Source organism: Caballeronia sp. M1242, assembly GCF_017220215.1.
GTDB lineage: Bacteria > Pseudomonadota > Gammaproteobacteria > Burkholderiales > Burkholderiaceae > Caballeronia.
Genome location: NZ_CP071129.1, coordinates 367993 through 385807 on the forward strand (window position 1 = coordinate 367993; position 17815 = coordinate 385807).

Genomic DNA, 17815 nt, shown 5'->3' on the forward strand with positions numbered 1-17815 from the left:
CGGATCGGGCCATTATACGAATCCGCCTAGCCGTACAGCAGATGCTCCAGAAGCTGAATCCAGTGCGTCACGGGCGTGGATGTGCCGCTTTGCAGATGCGCGATGCAGCCGACGTTCGCGGACACGATCATCTGCGGCTCGGTCTTTTCCAGCCGGTCGAGCTTCTGATTGCGTAGCGCGTAAGCCATCTTCGGTTGCAACACCGAATACGTTCCGGCCGATCCGCAGCAGATGTGCGCGTCCGCAGGCAGGCGCACTTCGAGACCGAGCGCCGTCAAAAGGTGCTCGACGCGCCCGCGAATCTGCTGCCCGTGCTGCAACGTGCACGGCGGATGAAACGCTACCGTATGCACCGCGCGCCGCCGCGCCAGCGCCACGAGTTCTTCCTCGAACGCCGGCAGAATCTCGGCCAGATCGCGCGTCAATTCGACGATGCGCCGCGCCTTGTCCGCGTACATCGGATCGTTGCGCAGCAGGTGGGCGTATTCCTTGACCGTCGCGCCGCAGCCCGACGCGTTCATCACGATCGCCTCGACGCCGCTTTCGACATACGGCCACCACGCGTCGATGTTGTTGCGCACGTCGTCGAGCGCGTCGTCGTTATAGCCGAGATGCAGACGAATCGCGCCGCAGCAGCCGGCGCCCGGCGCGGTCACGATCTCGATGCCGAGCGCATCGAACACGCGCGCCGTCGCCGTGTTGACGTTCGGCATCATCGCGGGCTGCACGCAGCCGGCGAGCATCAGCATCTTGCGCGCGTGCTTCCGCGTGGGCGGCGCGAGCGGCTTCTCGGGCACCGGAATCTTCGAGCGCAGCTTGCGCGGCAGTACGCCGCGCACTTGCTGCCCGAGCTTCATCGCGGGCGTGAAAAGCGTGCTGTTCGGCAGGAAGCTCGCGAGAAAGCGGCGCTGGATGCGCTGGCGCATCGGCCGCTCGACTTTCTGTTCGACGACCTTGCGGCCGATCTCGACGAGCTTGCCGTACTGCACGCCCGACGGACACGTGGTCTCGCAGTTGCGGCACGTGAGGCAGCGGTCCAGATGCGTCTGCGTGCTGCGCGTGGCGGGCGCGCCCTCGAACATCTGCTTCATCAGATAGATGCGCCCGCGCGGTCCGTCGAGTTCGTCGCCGAGCAGTTGATACGTCGGGCAAGTCGCCGTGCAGAAGCCGCAGTGGACGCACTTGCGGAGAATCGCGTCGGCTTCGTCGCCATCGGCGGTGCCGCGGATGAAATCGGCGAGATTGGTTTGCATTGCGTGTTGCTCGGTTCGCCTAGAAATCGGGATAAAGCCGGGCGCGGTTGAAGATGCGCGCCGGATCGAACGCGGCCTTCAACCCGCGGTGAATCTTCATGAGCGGCGCGGGCAGCGGCGTGAACACGCCCGCGTTGCGGTCGTAGGCGGAGCCCGCGCGAAAGATCGTCGCGTGGCCGCCGGCCTGCTTCGCGCTGATGCGTACGGTCTGCGGATCGGTGTCGGTGATCCACCAGCGTTGCGCGCCGCCCCATTCCATGAGTTGCGCGCCCGGCAGATGCAGCGGCTCCGCAATCGACGGCAGCGCGAGCCGCCAGAGCGCCGAGCGCGGTTCGATCACGGCGAAGAACGGGTCCGTCTGTTCGCGCAGGCCGATCCAGAAGCGGTCGGCCTCGACCGCATCCACCACTTCGCCGCCGAGCGAATTGCGCGCGGTCTTCACGGCCGCTTCCGCGCCCGCGAGACGCAGCGCGAGCGTGCCGTCGCGCCACGCGCTGCCGCTGATCGGCAACGGATGGCCGCCCCATTCGTTGAGCTTGCGCACGCCGTCGGTGGCGTGCATGTCGAATTTGAGCGTGGCTTCGGCGACGGGTCGCGGCAGCACCTTCACCGAGAGTTCGAGAATCAGCCCGAGCGTGCCGAGCGATCCCGCGAGCAGCCGCGCGACGTCGTAGCCCGCGACGTTCTTCACCACTTGCCCGCCGAAGCGCAGCACTTGCCCGCGTCCGTTCATCACGGCTGCGCCGAGCACGAAATCGCGCGCCGCGCCGGTCCACGCGCGGCGCGGTCCGGCAAGACCTGCCGCGATGCAGCCGCCGAGCGTCGCATTGCGGCCGAAGTGAGGAGGCTCGAAAGGCAGCATCTGGCCATGTTCTCTTAACGCAGCCTCGATTTCAGCAAGGGGCGTTCCGCTTTTCGCAGTGATGACCAGTTCCGCCGGATCGTACGAAATGATCCCGCGATAGGCGCGCGTGTCGAGAATCTCTCCCTGGAGCGTCTGGCCGTACCAGTCTTTCGTGCCGCCGCCGCGAATGCGCAGCGGCGCGCCGGTCTCGCTGGCCCGGGCGATCCGCTCCGACCAGGCGGCGACGATGTCGTCCTGTTCCATGGTGTCCCGCTCTTGTGATCCGCTTTTCGTATGGCTTGCGCTACGCCTGTCCGGTCGATTGTACCGGCCGCTTAACGCAGCCGTACCCGGACAAACGTGGATAGCGAAACGCGCGGCGAGCGCGGCGGCCGGTCAGAAGCGCGGCAGTTCGGGATGCGGCAGGAGGCCGCCGCGAATGTGCATCTTGCCGTATTCGGCGCAGCGCGCGCGCGTGGGAATCGCCTTGTCGGGATTGAGCAGGCGCAGCGGATCGAACGCGCGCTTGACCGCGTGAAACGCGTCGCGCTCTTCCGGCGAAAACTGCACGCACATCGAATTGATCTTCTCGATGCCCACGCCATGTTCGCCCGTCACCGTGCCGCCCAGTTCCACGCACGTTTCGAGAATGTCCGAACCGAACGCTTCCGCGCGATGCCATTCGTCGAGATCGTTGCCGTTGAAGAGAATCAGCGGATGCATGTTGCCGTCGCCCGCATGGAACACGTTGATGCAGCGAAGCGCGTACTTCTTCTCCATCTCTTCGATGCGCGCGAGCAGCGGCCCGATGGCGCGGCGCGGCACCGTGCCGTCCATGCAGTAATAGTCGGGCGAAATGCGGCCTGCGGCGGGAAACGCGTTCTTGCGGCCGGACCAGAACTTGAGCCGCTCGGCTTCGGAGCGCGAAATCTGGATGCGCGTCGCGCCATGCTCGCGCAGCACGGCGGTCATGCGGACGATTTCCTCGGCGACTTCGTCGTAGGTGCCGTCGGATTCGCACAGCAAAATGGCGGCTGCGTCGAGATCGTAGCCGGCCTTGACGAATTCCTCGACGGCGCGCGTCGCGGGCTTGTCCATCATTTCGAGGCCGGCCGGGATGATGCCCGCCGCGATGATCGCCGCGACCGCGTTGCCGCCTTTCACCACGTCGTCGAAGCTCGCCATGATGACCTGGGCGGTCTGCGGCTTCGGAATCAGCTTGACGGTGACTTCGGTGACGACGGCGAACATGCCTTCGCTGCCGATCAGCACCGCGAGCAGGTCGAGCCCCGGCGCATCGGGCGCGAGCGAGCCGAATTCGACGATATCGCCTTCCATCGTCACGGCGCGCACGCGCAGCACGTTATGCACGGTGAGGCCGTATTTCAGGCAGTGCACGCCGCCTGAATTTTCGGAGACGTTGCCGCCGATGGTGCACGCGATCTGCGACGACGGGTCCGGCGCGTAGTACAGCCCGTAAGGCGCGGCGGCTTCCGAAATGGCGAGATTGCGCACGCCGGGCTGCACGGTGGCCGTGCGCGCGTACGAATCCACTTCGATGATGCGCCGAAAGCGCGCGAGCGACAGCACGATGCCGTGGCGAATCGGCATGGCGCCGCCGGAGAGCCCGGTGCCCGCGCCGCGCGGCACGATCGGCACGCCGAGCCGCGCGCAGATCTGCACGACGCGCTGAACCTGCGCTTCGGTTTCGGGCAGCACGACCGCGAGCGGCAGACGCCGGTAGGCGGCGAGACCGTCGCATTCGTAGACGGACGTGTCCTCGTCGCGAAACAGCAGGCAATGCGTGGGCAGCACGGCCATCAGCGCCTGCACAACTTCGCGCTGACGCTCGGCGAGTTGTTCTTCCGTGAGCGCGGGCGCGTCCTCGTGCGGCAGATTCGGCGAGAATTCCGGCGCGGCGGCGTCGGAGAACTCGGGCTTGAGTTCGTCGGGTGCGTTCATGTCTCCTCCCGGCGCCTGAACATGACGGCGCGTGTTCGATAAAAGTCTCTGACGCGGCGACACCCCATGTTGCGCGCTCGTGGCTTCTTCGTCCACCGGGCGCGCGGGATGCGGCGGCGCGGTTAGCGCGTGAACGCGAAGATCTTGCCCGGATTCATCAGGTTCTTGGAATCGAGCGCGTGCTTGATGGACCGCATCACGTCGATGCCGTCTTCGCCGTGCTCGTCGAGCATGAAGTCCATCTTGTGCAGCCCGACGCCGTGCTCGCCCGTGCACGTTCCGCCGACTTTCAGCGCGCGCTCGACGATGCGCCGGTTCAGGCGCTCCGCTTCGTCGCGTTCCTCGGGCTTCGCGGGATCGAGCAGCATCGCGACGTGGAAATTGCCGTCGCCGACGTGTCCGACGATCGGGCAGGGCAGCGACGAGCCGAGCAGGTCCTTCTCCGTCTCTTCGACGCATTCGGCCAGACGCGAGATCGGCACGCAGACGTCAGTCGTCACGGCGCGGCAGCCGGGCTTCAGTTGCAGCATCGCGAAATAGGCGTTGTGGCGCGCGGTCCACAGGCGGCTGCGGTCTTCGGGACGCGTCGCCCATTCGAAGTCCGTGCCGTGGTTCTGCGCCGTGATCTCCTGCACGGTCTGCGCCTGTTCCTTCACGCCCGCTTCGGTGCCGTGGAATTCGAAGAACAGCATCGGCGACTCGCGCAGCGTCAGATTCGAATGTCGATTGATGGCGCGCACCGCCAGCTTGTCGACGAACTCGACGCGGGCGATCGGCACGCCCATCTGGATCGTTTCGATGACGGCGCGCACGGCGTCGCCCATCGACGGGAACGCGCAGACGGCGGCCGAGATCGCTTCGGGCTGCGGATAGAGCCGCACCGTGATTTCGGTGATGACGCCGAGCGTGCCTTCGGAGCCGACGAAAAGCCGCGTCAGGTCGTAACCCGCCGACGATTTGCGGGCGCGCGTGCCGGTATGGATGACGCGGCCGTCGGCCAGCACGACGGTCAGCGCGAGGACGTTTTCGCGCATCGAGCCGTAGCGCACGGCGTTCGTGCCCGAGGCGCGCGTCGCCGACATGCCGCCGATGCTCGCGTCCGCGCCGGGATCGATCGGAAAGAAGAGGCCGGTGTCCTTCAGCGCTCCGTTCAACTGCTTGCGGGAAATGCCGGGCTGCACGGTGGCGGTGAGGTCTTCGGCGTTGATCGAGACGACGCTGTTCATCTCCGACAAGTCGATGGACACGCCGCCTTGAACTGCGAGCAGATGCCCTTCGAGCGACGATCCGTTGCCGTACGGGATGATCGGCACGTCGTGCTCGGCGCACAGCCGGACGATGGCCTGGACCTCTTCCGTGCTGCGCGCAAAGACGACGGCGTCAGGCAATTGCGGATCGAACGGGGATTCGTCGCGGCCGTGATGTTCGCGCACGGCCTGGCTCGTGCTGACGCGCTCGGCGAAGTGTTGCTTGAGCGCGTCGAGCAGGGCGGCGGGAAACGGCCGGCGGATGGCATGCGGCAAGGCGGGATGGTTCACGGGCGTCTCCAGCGGATTTTTGTCGATTTCGTGCTTCGGGCGGCATGCGTGCTGTTTGTCGGTTGCACGGCAGGGCGCCGTCTTATTTTACGCGCGGGACGCTCGCGGCGCGCGGCGTCGCGGGTAAGCGAGGGGCGCTGCCTATAATGCTTCGGCGGCTTTTCGGCGCATTTTGGATTCTGGATGACACAGGAGCAGTGATGGGTAACCGCCTCAGCAAGATCGCGACGCGCACCGGCGACGATGGCACCACCGGACTCGGCGATGGCCGCCGCGTGTCGAAAGACGATGCGCGCATTGCGGCGATCGGCGATGTCGATGAACTGAATTCTTCGTTGGGCGTATTGCTGTGCGAGGCTTTACCGCCGGATGTGCGTCATGCGCTCACGCAGATTCAGAACGATTTGTTCGATCTGGGCGGCGAATTGTCGATTCCCGGACATTCGATGATTTCCGATTCGCATTTAGCGCGGCTGGATGCGTGGCTCGCGGATTACAACTCGACTTTGCCGCCGCTTAAGGAGTTCATTTTACCGGGCGGGTCGAGGGCGGCGGCGCTGGCGCATGTTTGCCGGACGGTGTGTCGGAGGGCGGAGCGGGCGATTATTGCTTTAGGGCGGGTCGAAGCCGATGCGGTTAATGACGCGCCTAGGAGGTATGTTAATCGGTTGTCGGATTTGTTGTTTGTTTTGGCGCGGGTTTTGAATCGGGCGGATGGGGGGGAGGATATTCTCTGGAATCACGCACGAGAATGAGCTCGCACGAGCAAAGGCGGCTTAAAACTTCGGCAGAGTCGGCACCGATTGAGAAGCGGTGTCGACTCTGCTAGTTATGCTGCAATCAATTGCCGCCAACTCTCTTCAGTCGCCGCTGCTTCACCGCTTCCGCCAATCCTTCGAGAACCCCGACGCTCTCCTCCCACCCGATACAAGCATCCGTAACGCTTTGCCCGTAAGTAAGCTCACACCCTTCCTTCAAATCCTGCCGCCCGGCGACAAGATGCGATTCCACCATCACGCCGACGATCCGCTCATCGCCAGCCGCCAACTGACGCCCGATATCCGCGCAAACCGGAATCTGATTCTCATGCTTCTTCGAGCTATTCGCATGGCTCGCATCGATCATCAGCCGTGCCGCTAATCCCGCCTTGCCGATATCGCTGCAAGCGGCATCCACGGAAGCCGCATCGAAGTTTGGCGTCTTGCCACCGCGCAAAATGATATGGCAGTCCTCATTCCCAGCGGTCGAAACAATCGCCGAATGCCCGCCCTTCGTCACAGAAAGAAAATGGTGCGGCTGCGAAGCGGCCTTGATCGCGTCCACCGCGATTTTCACGTTGCCGTCCGTGCCATTCTTGAATCCGACCGGACACGAAAGCCCCGAAGCCAATTCGCGATGCACTTGCGATTCGGTCGTCCGCGCGCCGATCGCGCCCCACGAGATCAAATCCGCGATGTACTGCGGGCTGATCATGTCGAGATATTCCGTCCCCGCCGGCAGCCCGAGCTCGTTGACATGCATGAGCAATTCCCGCGCGGCGCGCAATCCGTCGTTGATCTTGAAGCTGTTATCCATATACGGATCGTTGATCAGCCCTTTCCAGCCGACCGTCGTGCGCGGTTTTTCGAAATACACGCGCATCACGATTTCGAGTTCGCCCGCGAACCGCTTGCGCTGCTCGATCAAGCGCCCCGCATATTCCAGCGCCGCCTTCGGATCGTGAATCGAACACGGCCCGATGATGACGATCAATCGGTCATCCATGCCATGCAGAATGCGATGCATCGATTGCCGCGCGTTGAAGATAAGATCGGACACCGGCTCCGTGCACGGAAATTCGCGGATCAAATGCGCGGGCGGGACGAGCTCCTTCAACTCACGGATACGAACGTCATCGGTATTGTGCGGGGGCATGGCGATTCTCCAACGGCAATGTTCTGAGCAAAAAATGGAAGGCGAAAAAAAACCGCCAGACTTGGCTGGCGGTTTTTCGGGAATTCGGTTTTGCGTATCTGCAACCTACGACTCACCCCTCTCGATCCGCCAGCGGCTTGAGATGCCAAAAGAAATAAAAATAAAACTTGGCGGACATGGTGAGCACAGGGCGCATTGCAAAAAGGGTGACCGTCTTTATAACCTCAAACGGGCGGCGCTGACAAGCGGCCGCGCGTCGAACGCGGGAAATCCGCATCGGCGGGTGCGAACGATTCTGAACGCGCCGCCGCCGATGCGGCAAAACTGCATCACATCGTGCCGCCCACCGTCATCTTCTCGATGCGCAAAGTCGGCTGACCGACGCCGACCGGCACGCTCTGGCCTTCCTTGCCGCACACGCCCACGCCGCTGTCGAGCGACATGTCGTTGCCGATCATCGTCACGTACTTGAGCGATTCCGGACCGCTGCCGATCAGCGTCGCGCCCTTCACCGGGTATGTGATCTTGCCGTCCTCGATCATGTACGCCTCGGACGCCGAGAACACGAACTTGCCATTGGTGATATCCACCTGACCGCCGCCGAAATTGACCGCGTACAGGCCGTTTTTCACCGACGCGAGAATCTCCTGCGGGTCCTTGTCGCCGTTGAGCATGTACGTGTTCGTCATGCGCGGCATCGGTAGCGCGGCGTACGACTCGCGGCGCGCGTTGCCCGTCACCGGCATCTTCATCAGGCGCGCGTTGAGCGAGTCCTGAATGTAGCCCTTCAGAATGCCGTCTTCGATCAGCGTCGTGCACTGCGTCGGGTTGCCTTCGTCGTCGATATTGAGCGAGCCGCGGCGATTCGGCAGCGTGCCGTCATCCACCACCGTCACGCCCTTCGCCGCCACCTGCTCGCCGATGCGGCCCGCGAACGCCGACGATCCCTTGCGGTTGAAATCGCCCTCCAGCCCGTGTCCGACGGCTTCGTGCAGCAGCACGCCCGGCCAGCCCGGCCCGAGCACGACCGTCATCGCGCCGGCCGGGGCAGGGCGCGCTTCCAGGTTGACGAGCGCCGCATGCACGGCGTCATCGACGTACTTCGACAGGATATCGTCCGTGAAATAGCCGTAGTCGAAGCGTCCGCCGCCGCCGCCCGTGCCGATCTCTCGCCGGCCGTTCTGCTCGGCGATCACCGTCACCGAGACGCGCACGAGCGGCCGCACGTCCGCCGCCAGCGCGCCGTCGCTGCGCGCGACGAGCACGACGTCGTATTCGCCCGCGAGCCCCGCCATCACCTGCGTGATGCGCGGATCGCGGCCGCGCGCCATCTGTTCGACGCGCTCCAGCAGCCTGACCTTCGCGTTGGCATCGAGCGAATGGAGCGGATCGGCGGGCACGTATAGGTCGCGGCCCGAGACGCCCGTGAGCGTGCTCGCCGGCTTGATCTTGTGCTTGCCGCCGCCCGCCTTCGCGATCGCGCGCGTGGCGAGCGCGGCCTGGCGGATGGACTCGGGCGAAAGATCGTCGGAATAGGCGAAGGCCGTGCGCTCGCCCGAGACGGCGCGCACGCCGACGCCCTGATCGATGCTGAAGCTGCCCGATTTGACGATGCCTTCCTCCAGACTCCACGCTTCGCTGCGCGTGGACTGGAAGTACAGATCCGCGTAATCGACGCGATGCGTGAAAATCTCCGCGAGCGTGCGCGTGATGAGACCCTCGTCGAGGCCGTACGGCGTCAGGAGAACGTCCTTCGCCGTGACCAGGTTGCGGATGCCGGGTTCGATGATGTTCATGCGGTGCCTATTGCGTTGATGCAGCGTGTTCGGTGAATGTCGGACAATTCTACTGTCCGCGTCGTTCAGGCCATGTGCGGGACCACTTCCGCGCGTTCAAGGCCGTCAAAAAGCCTATTTTCGAGATGCGTCGCGTCATCGCGACTTCCGGGCATCGCGTGAAACGCCTACGCGATCACCCGATGCCGATACGCCGGCAGGCTCTGCCGTACGCTCGCGATGCGCTCGGGATCGATCGCGCCCGCGACGACGCCCGCGCCTTCCTCGCGCACGGCGACGACCTCGCCCCACGGGTCGATCAGCATGCTATGCCCCCATGTGCGGCGGCCGTTTTCGTGCTTGCCGCCTTGCGCGGCGGCGAGCACGTAGCACTGGTTCTCGATCGCCCGCGCCTTGAGGAGCGTTTCCCAGTGTGCCTTGCCGGTCGTGTACGTGAAGGCGGACGGCACGACGATCAGCGCGCAGTCGCCCATCTTCCGATACAACTCGGGAAAGCGCAGGTCGTAGCAGACGGACAGCCCGACGCGCCCGAATGGCGCATCGAAGGTCCGCACGTCCGCGCCGGGCACGATGCTGCGCGCTTCGTCAAACGATTCCTCGCCCTTTTCGAAATTGAACAGATGAATCTTGTCGTAGCGCGCGACCTGCTCGCCGTTCGGACCGAAGACGAGCGACGTATTCAGCACGCGCGACGCTTCCGGCGACTTCAGCGGCAGCGTCCCGCCGATGACCCACACGCCATGCTTGCGCGCGGCGTCCGAGAGAAACTGCTGAATGGGGCCGTCGCCGGGCGTCTCGCGGATCGCGAGCTTGTCCGTGTCCTTGAAACCCATGAAGCAGAAGTACTCGGGCAGCAGCACCAGTTGCGCGCCGCCTTGCGCCGCCTCGGCAACGAGCCGCCCGGCCTCGGCCAGATTGCGGTCGCGATCCGGCGTGCTCACCATTTGCAGCGCGGCGACCTGGAACGGCCGCACGGTGCTTTCGCTCGATTGTTCGGTCATGTTCGTGGCGCTGGGTTGGTCAAAAGAGGACGTCCGCGCGTTTCGGCGAGCGTCCCGCTTTTATTGAGCGGCTGACGGACGCGCGACGGCAGCGGGTGATTCGATCTTACCCTGATCGCCATGCAGGCGCTGAATGACCGGCTTGGTCCACGATCCGGTGATCGAATAGTCGACCGCGAACGCTTTCTTGATCGACTGCGACAGCGCGAGGTCGGCGGCGAGCGCGCCGAGACCGAGCAGCGGATTAATCACCGCCGCGCCGAGCGCCACCGCGCCCGCGCCGACGGTCGGAATCACCTTGACGCGAAGGTCCTGCGTCTTCTTCGGCAGATCGACCGAGCCGTGCACCTGCACGCGGGCGGGCGGCGTGATCATCGAAAGATCGTCGGTGCGGGCGATGCCGTCCGCGATGCGCGCATTGCCCGTGAGCTTCTCGAACGGCAGCCCCTTGCCGACCACGTCCTCGAAATGCAGCGTGAGCAAATTGGCGAGGCTGCGCAGGCTCAGAATGCCGAGCCACTTCGCGGCGGCCGGCGCGCGCAGAATCTGGCCGTGCCGCAGATCGACCGCCACCGTGCCGTCGAGCGTGGGCAGACCGACCGCGGTCGGACCGCCGTTCCAGCCCGCGTGGCCGGATACCGAACCGGTCGCGCCGTTGACCGAGTGCGGCACGCCGAAGCGGTCCAGAAACTGCCCGCCGTTGTTGACGTCCAGCCTGAAATCGACCGATGTGCGGCGGGGCGTGGCATCGCCGTCCCGTGGCGGCTGCGCGCCCGGCAGCGCGCGCCAGATGGCGTTCGCGGTGAGCGTTGCGTCCGGATTGGCGAGCTGCAATTTGTCGAGCGTCCAGATCGGCTCATCGGCGACGACTTCGTTATGCGCATCCACTTCGAGCCGGCCGAGATCGCGGCCGCGAAAAAGGAGTTGATTCACGATCACATCGATGGACGGCATGTTGCGCGGCGGCTTGCTTATCGCTTTTTCGGCGGGCGCGTTGTCCGCCTTGTCGGGAATCGCAACTCTGTCGAGCCGCGCCTGCACCGCGCCGGGGCCGCCTTTGACCGCGCCGGGCGTGAACGCGACGCTGCCCGTCACCTGATCCGATGCGATGTTCGCGAGCCACTTGCGATCGCTCGACTCCTCACGCGCGTCGATGGCGATGTTTTCCCAGCGCCGGTCTAGGAGCTTCAGCGTGCCGATGCGCAGCGCGGCGCGCGTCGGGACGAATTGGCGAGCGGTGTCGCTTGCGGGCGGGGAGGGCGCGGAGGGCGAGGCGTTCGCGTTGGCGTCCGCGAACACCTTGCGCCACGCATCGGCGTCGAGCGTGTTCAGGTCCACGTCGGCGGTCACGCCTTCTGCCGGCAAGTCGGCGGACTTGTTCACGGTGATCGCGCCGCGCACGGCCTGCAAGGTCGCGCGCATGTTCATCGGCGCGGCCGGGTTTTCCGGATCGATCTTCACGTCAGCGCGGCCGATCCGCCGCAACTGGTAATGCGCCGCGAGCGGCCCGAGCGCGAGCCGCGCGTCGTGCAGATCCGACGCGGCGCCGGGCGCGGGCGCGAAGCTGAACGCGAAGGGCATCGGCGCGCCCTTCGCCTTGCCGAACGGCGCCGGCAAGTCGATGCCGACGCCCGTGAGATCCGCTTTCGCCTGCACGTCGGGCAGCGCGTTCTTCGCGCCGCGCACGTGCAATTCGTACGGCGCGGCGCCGTCGATGCGCGTCAGAAGCTGCGTCACCTGCGGCGACATGCGTCCGTTGGAACGCGCGGCGGCGTCGGTGCCGATGCGCCCGTTCACATCGAACGCGTAGCTGCCGTCCGGCCGCACGCCGCCTGTCGCGCGCACGTCGCCGCCGAGCAGTTGCGCCGTGAGCGAATCGAGCGTGACAGTCTTCGCCGCGAAGTCGGCGCGGCCGCGCAAATGCGTGAGCGGCGGCAGATTGGCATACGCGACTTCGTTGTCGGCAAAGGTCAGCGAGCCTTTGTACTCCGTGCGTAGCGGCGGCAGCGGCGGCGGCGGGCGGTAGCGCGGAATGCCGAGCGTGAGCGCGAGCGACGCGTTGCCCTTCGCGTCGAGCTTGCGCGTCGCGTGCTTCGCCATCAGCCCGAGCGAGCTGTTATCGACGTATTGCAGCATGTCGGCGAGCGGGCCGCGCGCCTGGCCGTCGATCCACAGCTTCGTCTCGCGGTTGCCCGTATCGTCGATACGTCCGATCACGCGCGACACCGCGACGCCCTTGTAATGCCCGCGGTGAATGTCGAAGCCGAGCTTGTTCTGCGCGAGCGTGAAGGTGCCGTCGATGCCTTCGAACGCCGGCCAGAAATTCGGCAAGCCGTTGGCCATCTTGCGCGGCGGGAACGGCGTCGGATCGAACTTGCCGCCGGTGAACGGCGCTTCGATGCGAAACACGCCGGCATCCGGAAACTTCGCGTACGGAAAGCGCGTGAGATCGCCGTGCACTTCGAGCGTGGCGTTGCGCGCGACGCCCGCCTGCAACGCGTGGCCGAGGTAGACGCGCACGCGCTCGTTGAGGCTCGTCGGCAGATAGCGCACGAGGTGCGTCGCGTTCAGATGCGCGACCTTCGCCTTCAGGTCGAGATTGCCGCGGCCGTGGCCCTGATTCCAGTACGCGGCGGTGACTTCGCCTTCGGCGTCGGCGTTCCTCACGCGCAGCGTGTCCAGATGAATGGTGAACGCGCGGCGCAGTTCGCCCGGCGCGATGGCATCCGCGACGGTCCAGCTTGCGTGGCCCTGCAGCGAATCGAAAATGAGGCGAGGGTCGTCGAACGCGCCGGGAATCGTCACGGCCGCGTTCTTCGTATCGATGCTAATGGTGCCTTGCGACTCGTTCGCGTCGACCGCGCCCCACAGGTTTTCGATGCCCGGAATGCCCGCGCGCGGATGATTGTTCGCGGTGAGTCCAGGCGGCGGCTCCTGCGCCTGCACGCTGATGCCCTGCAAGTTGCCCTTGAACGCATAGTGCAGCAGCTTCGCGTCGCCTTTTTCGCGCTGGCGCTGCACTTCTTCTTCGCTGCGCGGCGGCACGCGTTCCGTGTAGATCGTGAAATTGGCGATCTGCCCGCGCGGATTGAAGCGCACGAGTTCGTTCAGCACGCGCGCCGGAACCGGCAGCGCGCGCGTGAATTCAGCAAGGATGCCGAGATCGGCTTCATCGCCCGTCACGCGAAAGAGCAGGCCGACGTTGACCGCCGCCGGGCGATACGTTGCGCTGAGCGTCCGCGAGGTCAGGAGGCGCGCGACCGGCGTGCCGTCGTCGAGCGCGGGCTGGCCGAGTTCGGCGCGCAGGTCGGAGAGATTGAGCGTGTACGCGCCGTCCTTCTTGTCGACGGTCCAGCCGAAGCGCGCCACCGGAAGATCGAGTCGCGGCTGCGTCGCCCGCACGCGCAGCGCGATGTTGCCGCCCGCGAGGTCGCCGTTCGCGCTCTGCAACTCTCCGCGCGCGAAGTTGACCCAGATGCGGTTCTCGACGCGGCCGTCGTAGATGGCGAACGGCAGCTTCACGTAGCGCCCGAGTGTCGGCAGATCCAGCGGACCGGTCGACACGTACACGCGGCCCGTCCAGTTCGCGGGCGCGCCCATCGCGCTGAACGGCTCGTGGCGAAAGTCCGCGCGCAGGTCGAGCGGACCGTGCAGCACCTCGCCGTCGGGCGGCGCGGCAAGCGCCACGCGATGACGCAGGCCGTCGTTCAGCACGGTGAGCCGCAGCCGCTTGAACGCGATCTCGGGCGCGCCGCGCTGGGCGTCGCGCCAACGCAGCGTGCCGTCGCGCAGCAGAATGTGCTCTTGTCCGAGCAGCCATGTGGTGAACGCGTTAGAGCCCGTGCGATGCGTCGGAATCGGCACGCCCGCGACCGTGACTTCGCCTCGGACGTTGCGCGCGGCGATCACGTCGGGGCCATCGACGGTCAGATCCGCCAGTTTCGGCTTGAGCTGCACGAGCGAGCGCCACGCGATACTCGCGCTCGCGTGCGGCACCGCGAGCCCCGGCGAGCCGTCGGCGGCGTCGATGCGAAGATTGTCGATGTCGATGGTCGGCTGCATGCCCGTCCATCGCGCGGACAGCCGGCCGATGCGCAACTGCGCGTGCATGCGCGTGGAGACGGCTTCTTCGATGCGCGGCCTGAACGAATCGATCTGCGGCAGCACGACATAGCGCAGGCCGAGATAGATGCAGGCGACCGCGAAATACAGCACGGCCGCGATGACGAGAACGACTTTGAGAACGCGCGACAGAACGCGCTCGGCGTTGCCGCTGGGCTGGGCTTGTCCAACTTCGGTCGGGTCGACGGATCGTCTGCTGTCGGACATGCTGCGGCTGTTCGGCGATATGGTAGTTTTGCGTGTTCGACGCTGAAATGTAACACAGGGCAAGGCGCGGACATCTGCGGCGTGCGCGCGCCGGACCGCCCTCAAAGGCCCGCTGCGCAAGCCTTTCCAGCGGCGCCGCCTGCGCCCGCCCGCGCACCGAAACACTCGACGCAAAGCAACCTGCGAGCCTAATCATTCATGACCGATGTCACTCTGCGCAGTTCCGGCTATTCCACTTATGCAGCCCGCGCGTATGCCGCGCGCGCCGAACTGGCATCGAACGTGGCGGAGTGGGCGCAGTCGCCCGTCACGCGCGAGTGGATCGAAGCGCGTCTCGACGCGCACTGCGCGCGCGCTTCGTCGAACGGCGCGCTCGACGAAGCCGCGCTCAAAACCGCGCTGCGGCGCCTTCGCGTGGACGTGTTCTGCACGGTGATGGAGCGCGATTTGCGCGGCGCGGCCGATGTCGCCGAAGTCACCGGCGCGATGACCGATCTCGCCGAAGTCACCATTCAGCGCGCGCTCGCCGTGCTGACGGCGGACCTCGAAACGCTGTTCGGCGAGCCGCGTGGCCCGAACGGCGAGCGGCTCACGCTCGGCGTCGTCGGCATGGGCAAGCTCGGCGGGCGCGAGTTGAACGCGTCGTCGGATATCGATCTGATCTTTGTCTACGAAGACGACGGCGAAACCGCCGGCGGCACGCGCGCGCCGCTCGCGACGCAGGAATTCTTCACGCGGCTCGGGCGTCGGCTGATCGGCGCGCTCGCGGAAATCACCCAGGACGGCTACGTGTTTCGCGTCGACATGCGGCTGCGTCCGAACGGCGATTCCGGGCCGCTCGTGTGCAGTCTCGGCATGCTCGAAGAGTACTTCTACGTGCAAGGCCGCGAGTGGGAACGCTACGCGTGGATCAAGGCGCGGCTCGTGTCCGAGCGCGAAAGCGAGTCCGCACAACGGCTTGCGAAGCAACTCGACGCGATCGCCACGCCGTTCGTCTACCGGCGCTATCTCGATTACGGCGTGATCGCGGCGATCCGCTCGCTGCATCAGCAGATTCGGCAGGAAGCGCGACGCCGCGCGTCCATGCGACCGGACAAGGCCGACGACATCAAGCTCGGGCGCGGCGGCATCCGTGAGATCGAGTTCAGCGCGCAAGTGTTTCAGTTGATTCGCGGCGGACAGGCAGCGGATTTTCGTATCCGGCCGACGCTCGCCGTGCTCGAACGCGCGGCGGCCAACGGGCTCATCGCGCCTAATGTGCGCGATGCGCTCACCGAGGCGTATCTCTTCCTGCGCACGGTCGAGCATCGTCTGCAATATCGCAACGACGCGCAGACGCACGCCATGCCGGTCGCCGACGAGGAGCGCGCGCTGCTGGCGTCGTCGCTCGGTTTCGCGGATTACGCGGCGTTGATGAAGAAGCTGGACGCGCACCGCGAATTCGTCGAGCAGCAATTCGACGCGATCTTCGCCGACAAGGTGAGCGGCGAGCATGGCTGCGGCGTGGCCGAAGATTCGGCGGCGTCGTGGATCTGGAGCAGCGCGCTCGCCGACGAATCCGCGCAGGACGAACTCACCGCGCGTCTCATGGAACTGGGCTTCGCGGACCCGGCGCCGGTGCTCGCGCGGCTGACGGGCGTGTGGAACTCGTCGCGCTATGCCGGGCTGCCGGAACAAAGCCGTGGCCGGTTCGACATCGTCGTGCAGCGCGCGCTGGAAGCCGTGCAGAACATCGACGCGGCGCGCCGCGTGGACACCATCGCGCGTCTCTTCGATCTGCTCGAAGCGACGGCGAAGCGCGGCGCGTATCTCGCGTTGCTCACCGAATATCCGGCGGCGCTCGACCGCGTGCTCTCGGTGCTGTCGGGGTCGCGCTGGGCGGCGGGCTATCTGATCCGTCATCCGCAATTGCTCGACGAATTGCTCGACGACGAAGCGATTTCCAGCCCGTTCGACTGGCCCGAATTCCGGCGCGCGCTGAATGCGCGCCTCGCCGCCGCCGAGGACGCCGAGCACCAGATGGACTTGCTGCGCCACGCGCATCAGGCCGAAGTGTTCCGCATTCTGCTGCTGGATCTGGCGGGGCGGCTGACGGTCGAGCACGTGAGCGACCGCTTGTCCGAACTGGCGGACGCAGTGCTCGACGTGACGGTCGAAACCGTCTGGAAACAGTTCCCGAAGCGGCATCGCGAGACGCCGAAGTTCTCGGTCATCGCGTACGGGAAGCTGGGCGGCAAGGAACTGGGCTACGCGTCGGATCTCGATCTGATCTTTCTCTACGACGATCCGGACGACGCCGCCTCCGACATCTACGCGATGTTCGCGCGCCGTTTGATTACGTGGCTGACGGCGGCGACGGGCGCGGGCACGCTGTTCGACGTCGACTTGCGGCTGCGGCCGAACGGCGAGTCTGGCCTGTTGGTCACGAGCCTCGATTCGTTTCGCCGCTATCAGCTACGCGAGGGCGACGCGGCCAATACCGCGTGGGTGTGGGAGCATCAGGCATTGTCGCGGGCGCGGTTCAGCGCGGGCGATGTCGACATCGGCGCGCAATTCGAAGCCATTCGCGCCGACGTGCTGGTGATGGAGCGCGATGCGGCGGCGCTCGCGCTCGAAATCGTCGCGATGCGGGAACGCGTGGCGGCGGGGCATCCGAATCGCAGCGATCTGTTCGACCTGAAGCACGATCGCGGCGGCATGGTGGATATCGAGTTCATCGTGCAGTACTGGGTGCTGCTGCATACGCGGACGCACCGCGAGTTTCTGCGCAACGCGGGGAACATCACGCTCTTGAAGATCGCGGCGCGGAGCGGCCTCATTTCGGAGCCCGATGCGGAGACCATCGGCGCGGCGTACCGGTATTACCGCAAGCTCCAGCACACGCTGCGGCTCGACGGGATGGAGAAGGCGCGCGTCGATCCGGCTGTCGTGCGCGCGGAGCGCGAAGCGGTGACAGGGCTCTGGCGGCGCGTGTTTGGGGCTGGGATGTAAAGCGGCGGGTGCTTGGCGCGTGAGAGGTGACGCGATGTGAGCGGCGCGTGCGCGGCCCGGGTCCGGCGTGTCCAGAAGCACGCTGAGGCTCTACCGCATGCAGAAACCCCGCGTCGACCCGGCTGGCGTGCGCATCCTACGTGAAGCGGTGACGGCGCTGTAGCGGCGCGGTGTGCGCCGCGCGTGG

10 protein-coding genes are annotated in these 17815 nt (G+C 65.8%); 2 read left to right on the plus strand and 8 right to left on the minus strand.

The window, feature by feature from the left end:
- Nucleotides 1-26 precede the first annotated feature (26 nt).
- From glcF to JYK05_RS01795, 4 genes are all read right to left on the minus strand, one after another.
- Entirely contained in the window at nt 27-1253 is a 1227-nt protein-coding gene (glcF, locus tag JYK05_RS01780) for a glycolate oxidase subunit GlcF (RefSeq protein WP_206467543.1), read from the minus strand.
- Between the two features lie 19 nt (nt 1254-1272).
- Nucleotides 1273-2361, minus strand: a complete 1089-nt coding sequence (gene glcE / locus JYK05_RS01785) for a glycolate oxidase subunit GlcE (RefSeq protein WP_206467544.1) — start codon at nt 2359-2361, stop codon at nt 1273-1275.
- A 132-nt stretch (nt 2362-2493) separates the two neighbouring features.
- Nucleotides 2494-4059 (minus strand): FAD-linked oxidase C-terminal domain-containing protein, encoded by a 1566-nt coding sequence (locus JYK05_RS01790; RefSeq protein ID WP_241269821.1) that lies wholly within the window; start codon nt 4057-4059, stop codon nt 2494-2496.
- A gap of 122 nt (nt 4060-4181) precedes the next feature.
- Nucleotides 4182-5597 carry an FAD-binding oxidoreductase gene (locus tag JYK05_RS01795; protein ID WP_206467546.1) on the minus strand — a complete coding sequence of 472 codons (1416 nt, stop codon included), beginning with the start codon at nt 5595-5597 and terminating at the stop codon, nt 4182-4184.
- Between the two features lie 200 nt (nt 5598-5797).
- Here JYK05_RS01795 and JYK05_RS01800 point away from each other — a divergent pair, with 200 nt between their 5' ends.
- Nucleotides 5798-6352, plus strand: coding sequence for a cob(I)yrinic acid a,c-diamide adenosyltransferase (locus tag JYK05_RS01800; RefSeq protein WP_206467548.1), 555 nt, complete (start codon nt 5798-5800; stop codon nt 6350-6352).
- An 85-nt stretch (nt 6353-6437) separates the two neighbouring features.
- Here JYK05_RS01800 and aroG read toward each other — a convergent pair whose 3' ends face one another.
- The 4 genes from aroG to JYK05_RS01820 all read right to left on the minus strand — a co-directional run bounded on the left by aroG (nt 6438) and on the right by JYK05_RS01820 (nt 14637).
- Complete coding sequence (gene aroG / locus JYK05_RS01805) at nt 6438-7511, minus strand: 3-deoxy-7-phosphoheptulonate synthase AroG (RefSeq protein ID WP_206467550.1); 1074 nt, start codon at nt 7509-7511, stop codon at nt 6438-6440.
- 329 nt (nt 7512-7840) lie between these two features.
- Nucleotides 7841-9307, minus strand: coding sequence for a metalloprotease TldD (tldD, locus tag JYK05_RS01810; RefSeq protein ID WP_206467552.1), 1467 nt, complete (start codon nt 9305-9307; stop codon nt 7841-7843).
- Between the two features lie 167 nt (nt 9308-9474).
- Nucleotides 9475-10308, minus strand: coding sequence for a carbon-nitrogen hydrolase family protein (locus JYK05_RS01815; protein WP_206467553.1), 834 nt, complete (start codon nt 10306-10308; stop codon nt 9475-9477).
- A gap of 60 nt (nt 10309-10368) precedes the next feature.
- Nucleotides 10369-14637 carry a YhdP family protein gene (locus JYK05_RS01820; protein ID WP_206467555.1) on the minus strand — a complete coding sequence of 1423 codons (4269 nt, stop codon included), beginning with the start codon at nt 14635-14637 and terminating at the stop codon, nt 10369-10371.
- Between the two features lie 198 nt (nt 14638-14835).
- Here JYK05_RS01820 and glnE point away from each other — a divergent pair, with 198 nt between their 5' ends.
- Nucleotides 14836-17628, plus strand: coding sequence for a bifunctional [glutamate--ammonia ligase]-adenylyl-L-tyrosine phosphorylase/[glutamate--ammonia-ligase] adenylyltransferase (gene glnE / locus JYK05_RS01825; RefSeq protein ID WP_206467557.1), 2793 nt, complete (start codon nt 14836-14838; stop codon nt 17626-17628).
- The last annotated feature ends 187 nt before the right edge of the window (nt 17629-17815 follow it).

Excerpts from the sequence above, each read along its gene's own strand:
- glcF (WP_206467543.1), bottom strand. The coding sequence starts at position 1,253 with ATGCAAACCAATCTCGCCGATTTCATCCGCGGCACCGCCGATGGCGAC.
- glcE (WP_206467544.1), bottom strand. The coding sequence starts at position 2,361 with ATGGAACAGGACGACATCGTCGCCGCCTGGTCGGAGCGGATCGCCCGG.
- JYK05_RS01790 (WP_241269821.1), bottom strand. The coding sequence starts at position 4,059 with ATGAACGCACCCGACGAACTCAAGCCCGAGTTCTCCGACGCCGCCGCG.
- JYK05_RS01800 (WP_206467548.1), top strand. The coding sequence starts at position 5,798 with ATGGGTAACCGCCTCAGCAAGATCGCGACGCGCACCGGCGACGATGGC.
- aroG (WP_206467550.1), bottom strand. The coding sequence starts at position 7,511 with ATGCCCCCGCACAATACCGATGACGTTCGTATCCGTGAGTTGAAGGAG.
- tldD (WP_206467552.1), bottom strand. The coding sequence starts at position 9,307 with ATGAACATCATCGAACCCGGCATCCGCAACCTGGTCACGGCGAAGGAC.
- JYK05_RS01815 (WP_206467553.1), bottom strand. The coding sequence starts at position 10,308 with ATGACCGAACAATCGAGCGAAAGCACCGTGCGGCCGTTCCAGGTCGCC.
- JYK05_RS01820 (WP_206467555.1), bottom strand. The coding sequence starts at position 14,637 with ATGTCCGACAGCAGACGATCCGTCGACCCGACCGAAGTTGGACAAGCC.
- glnE (WP_206467557.1), top strand. The coding sequence starts at position 14,836 with ATGACCGATGTCACTCTGCGCAGTTCCGGCTATTCCACTTATGCAGCC.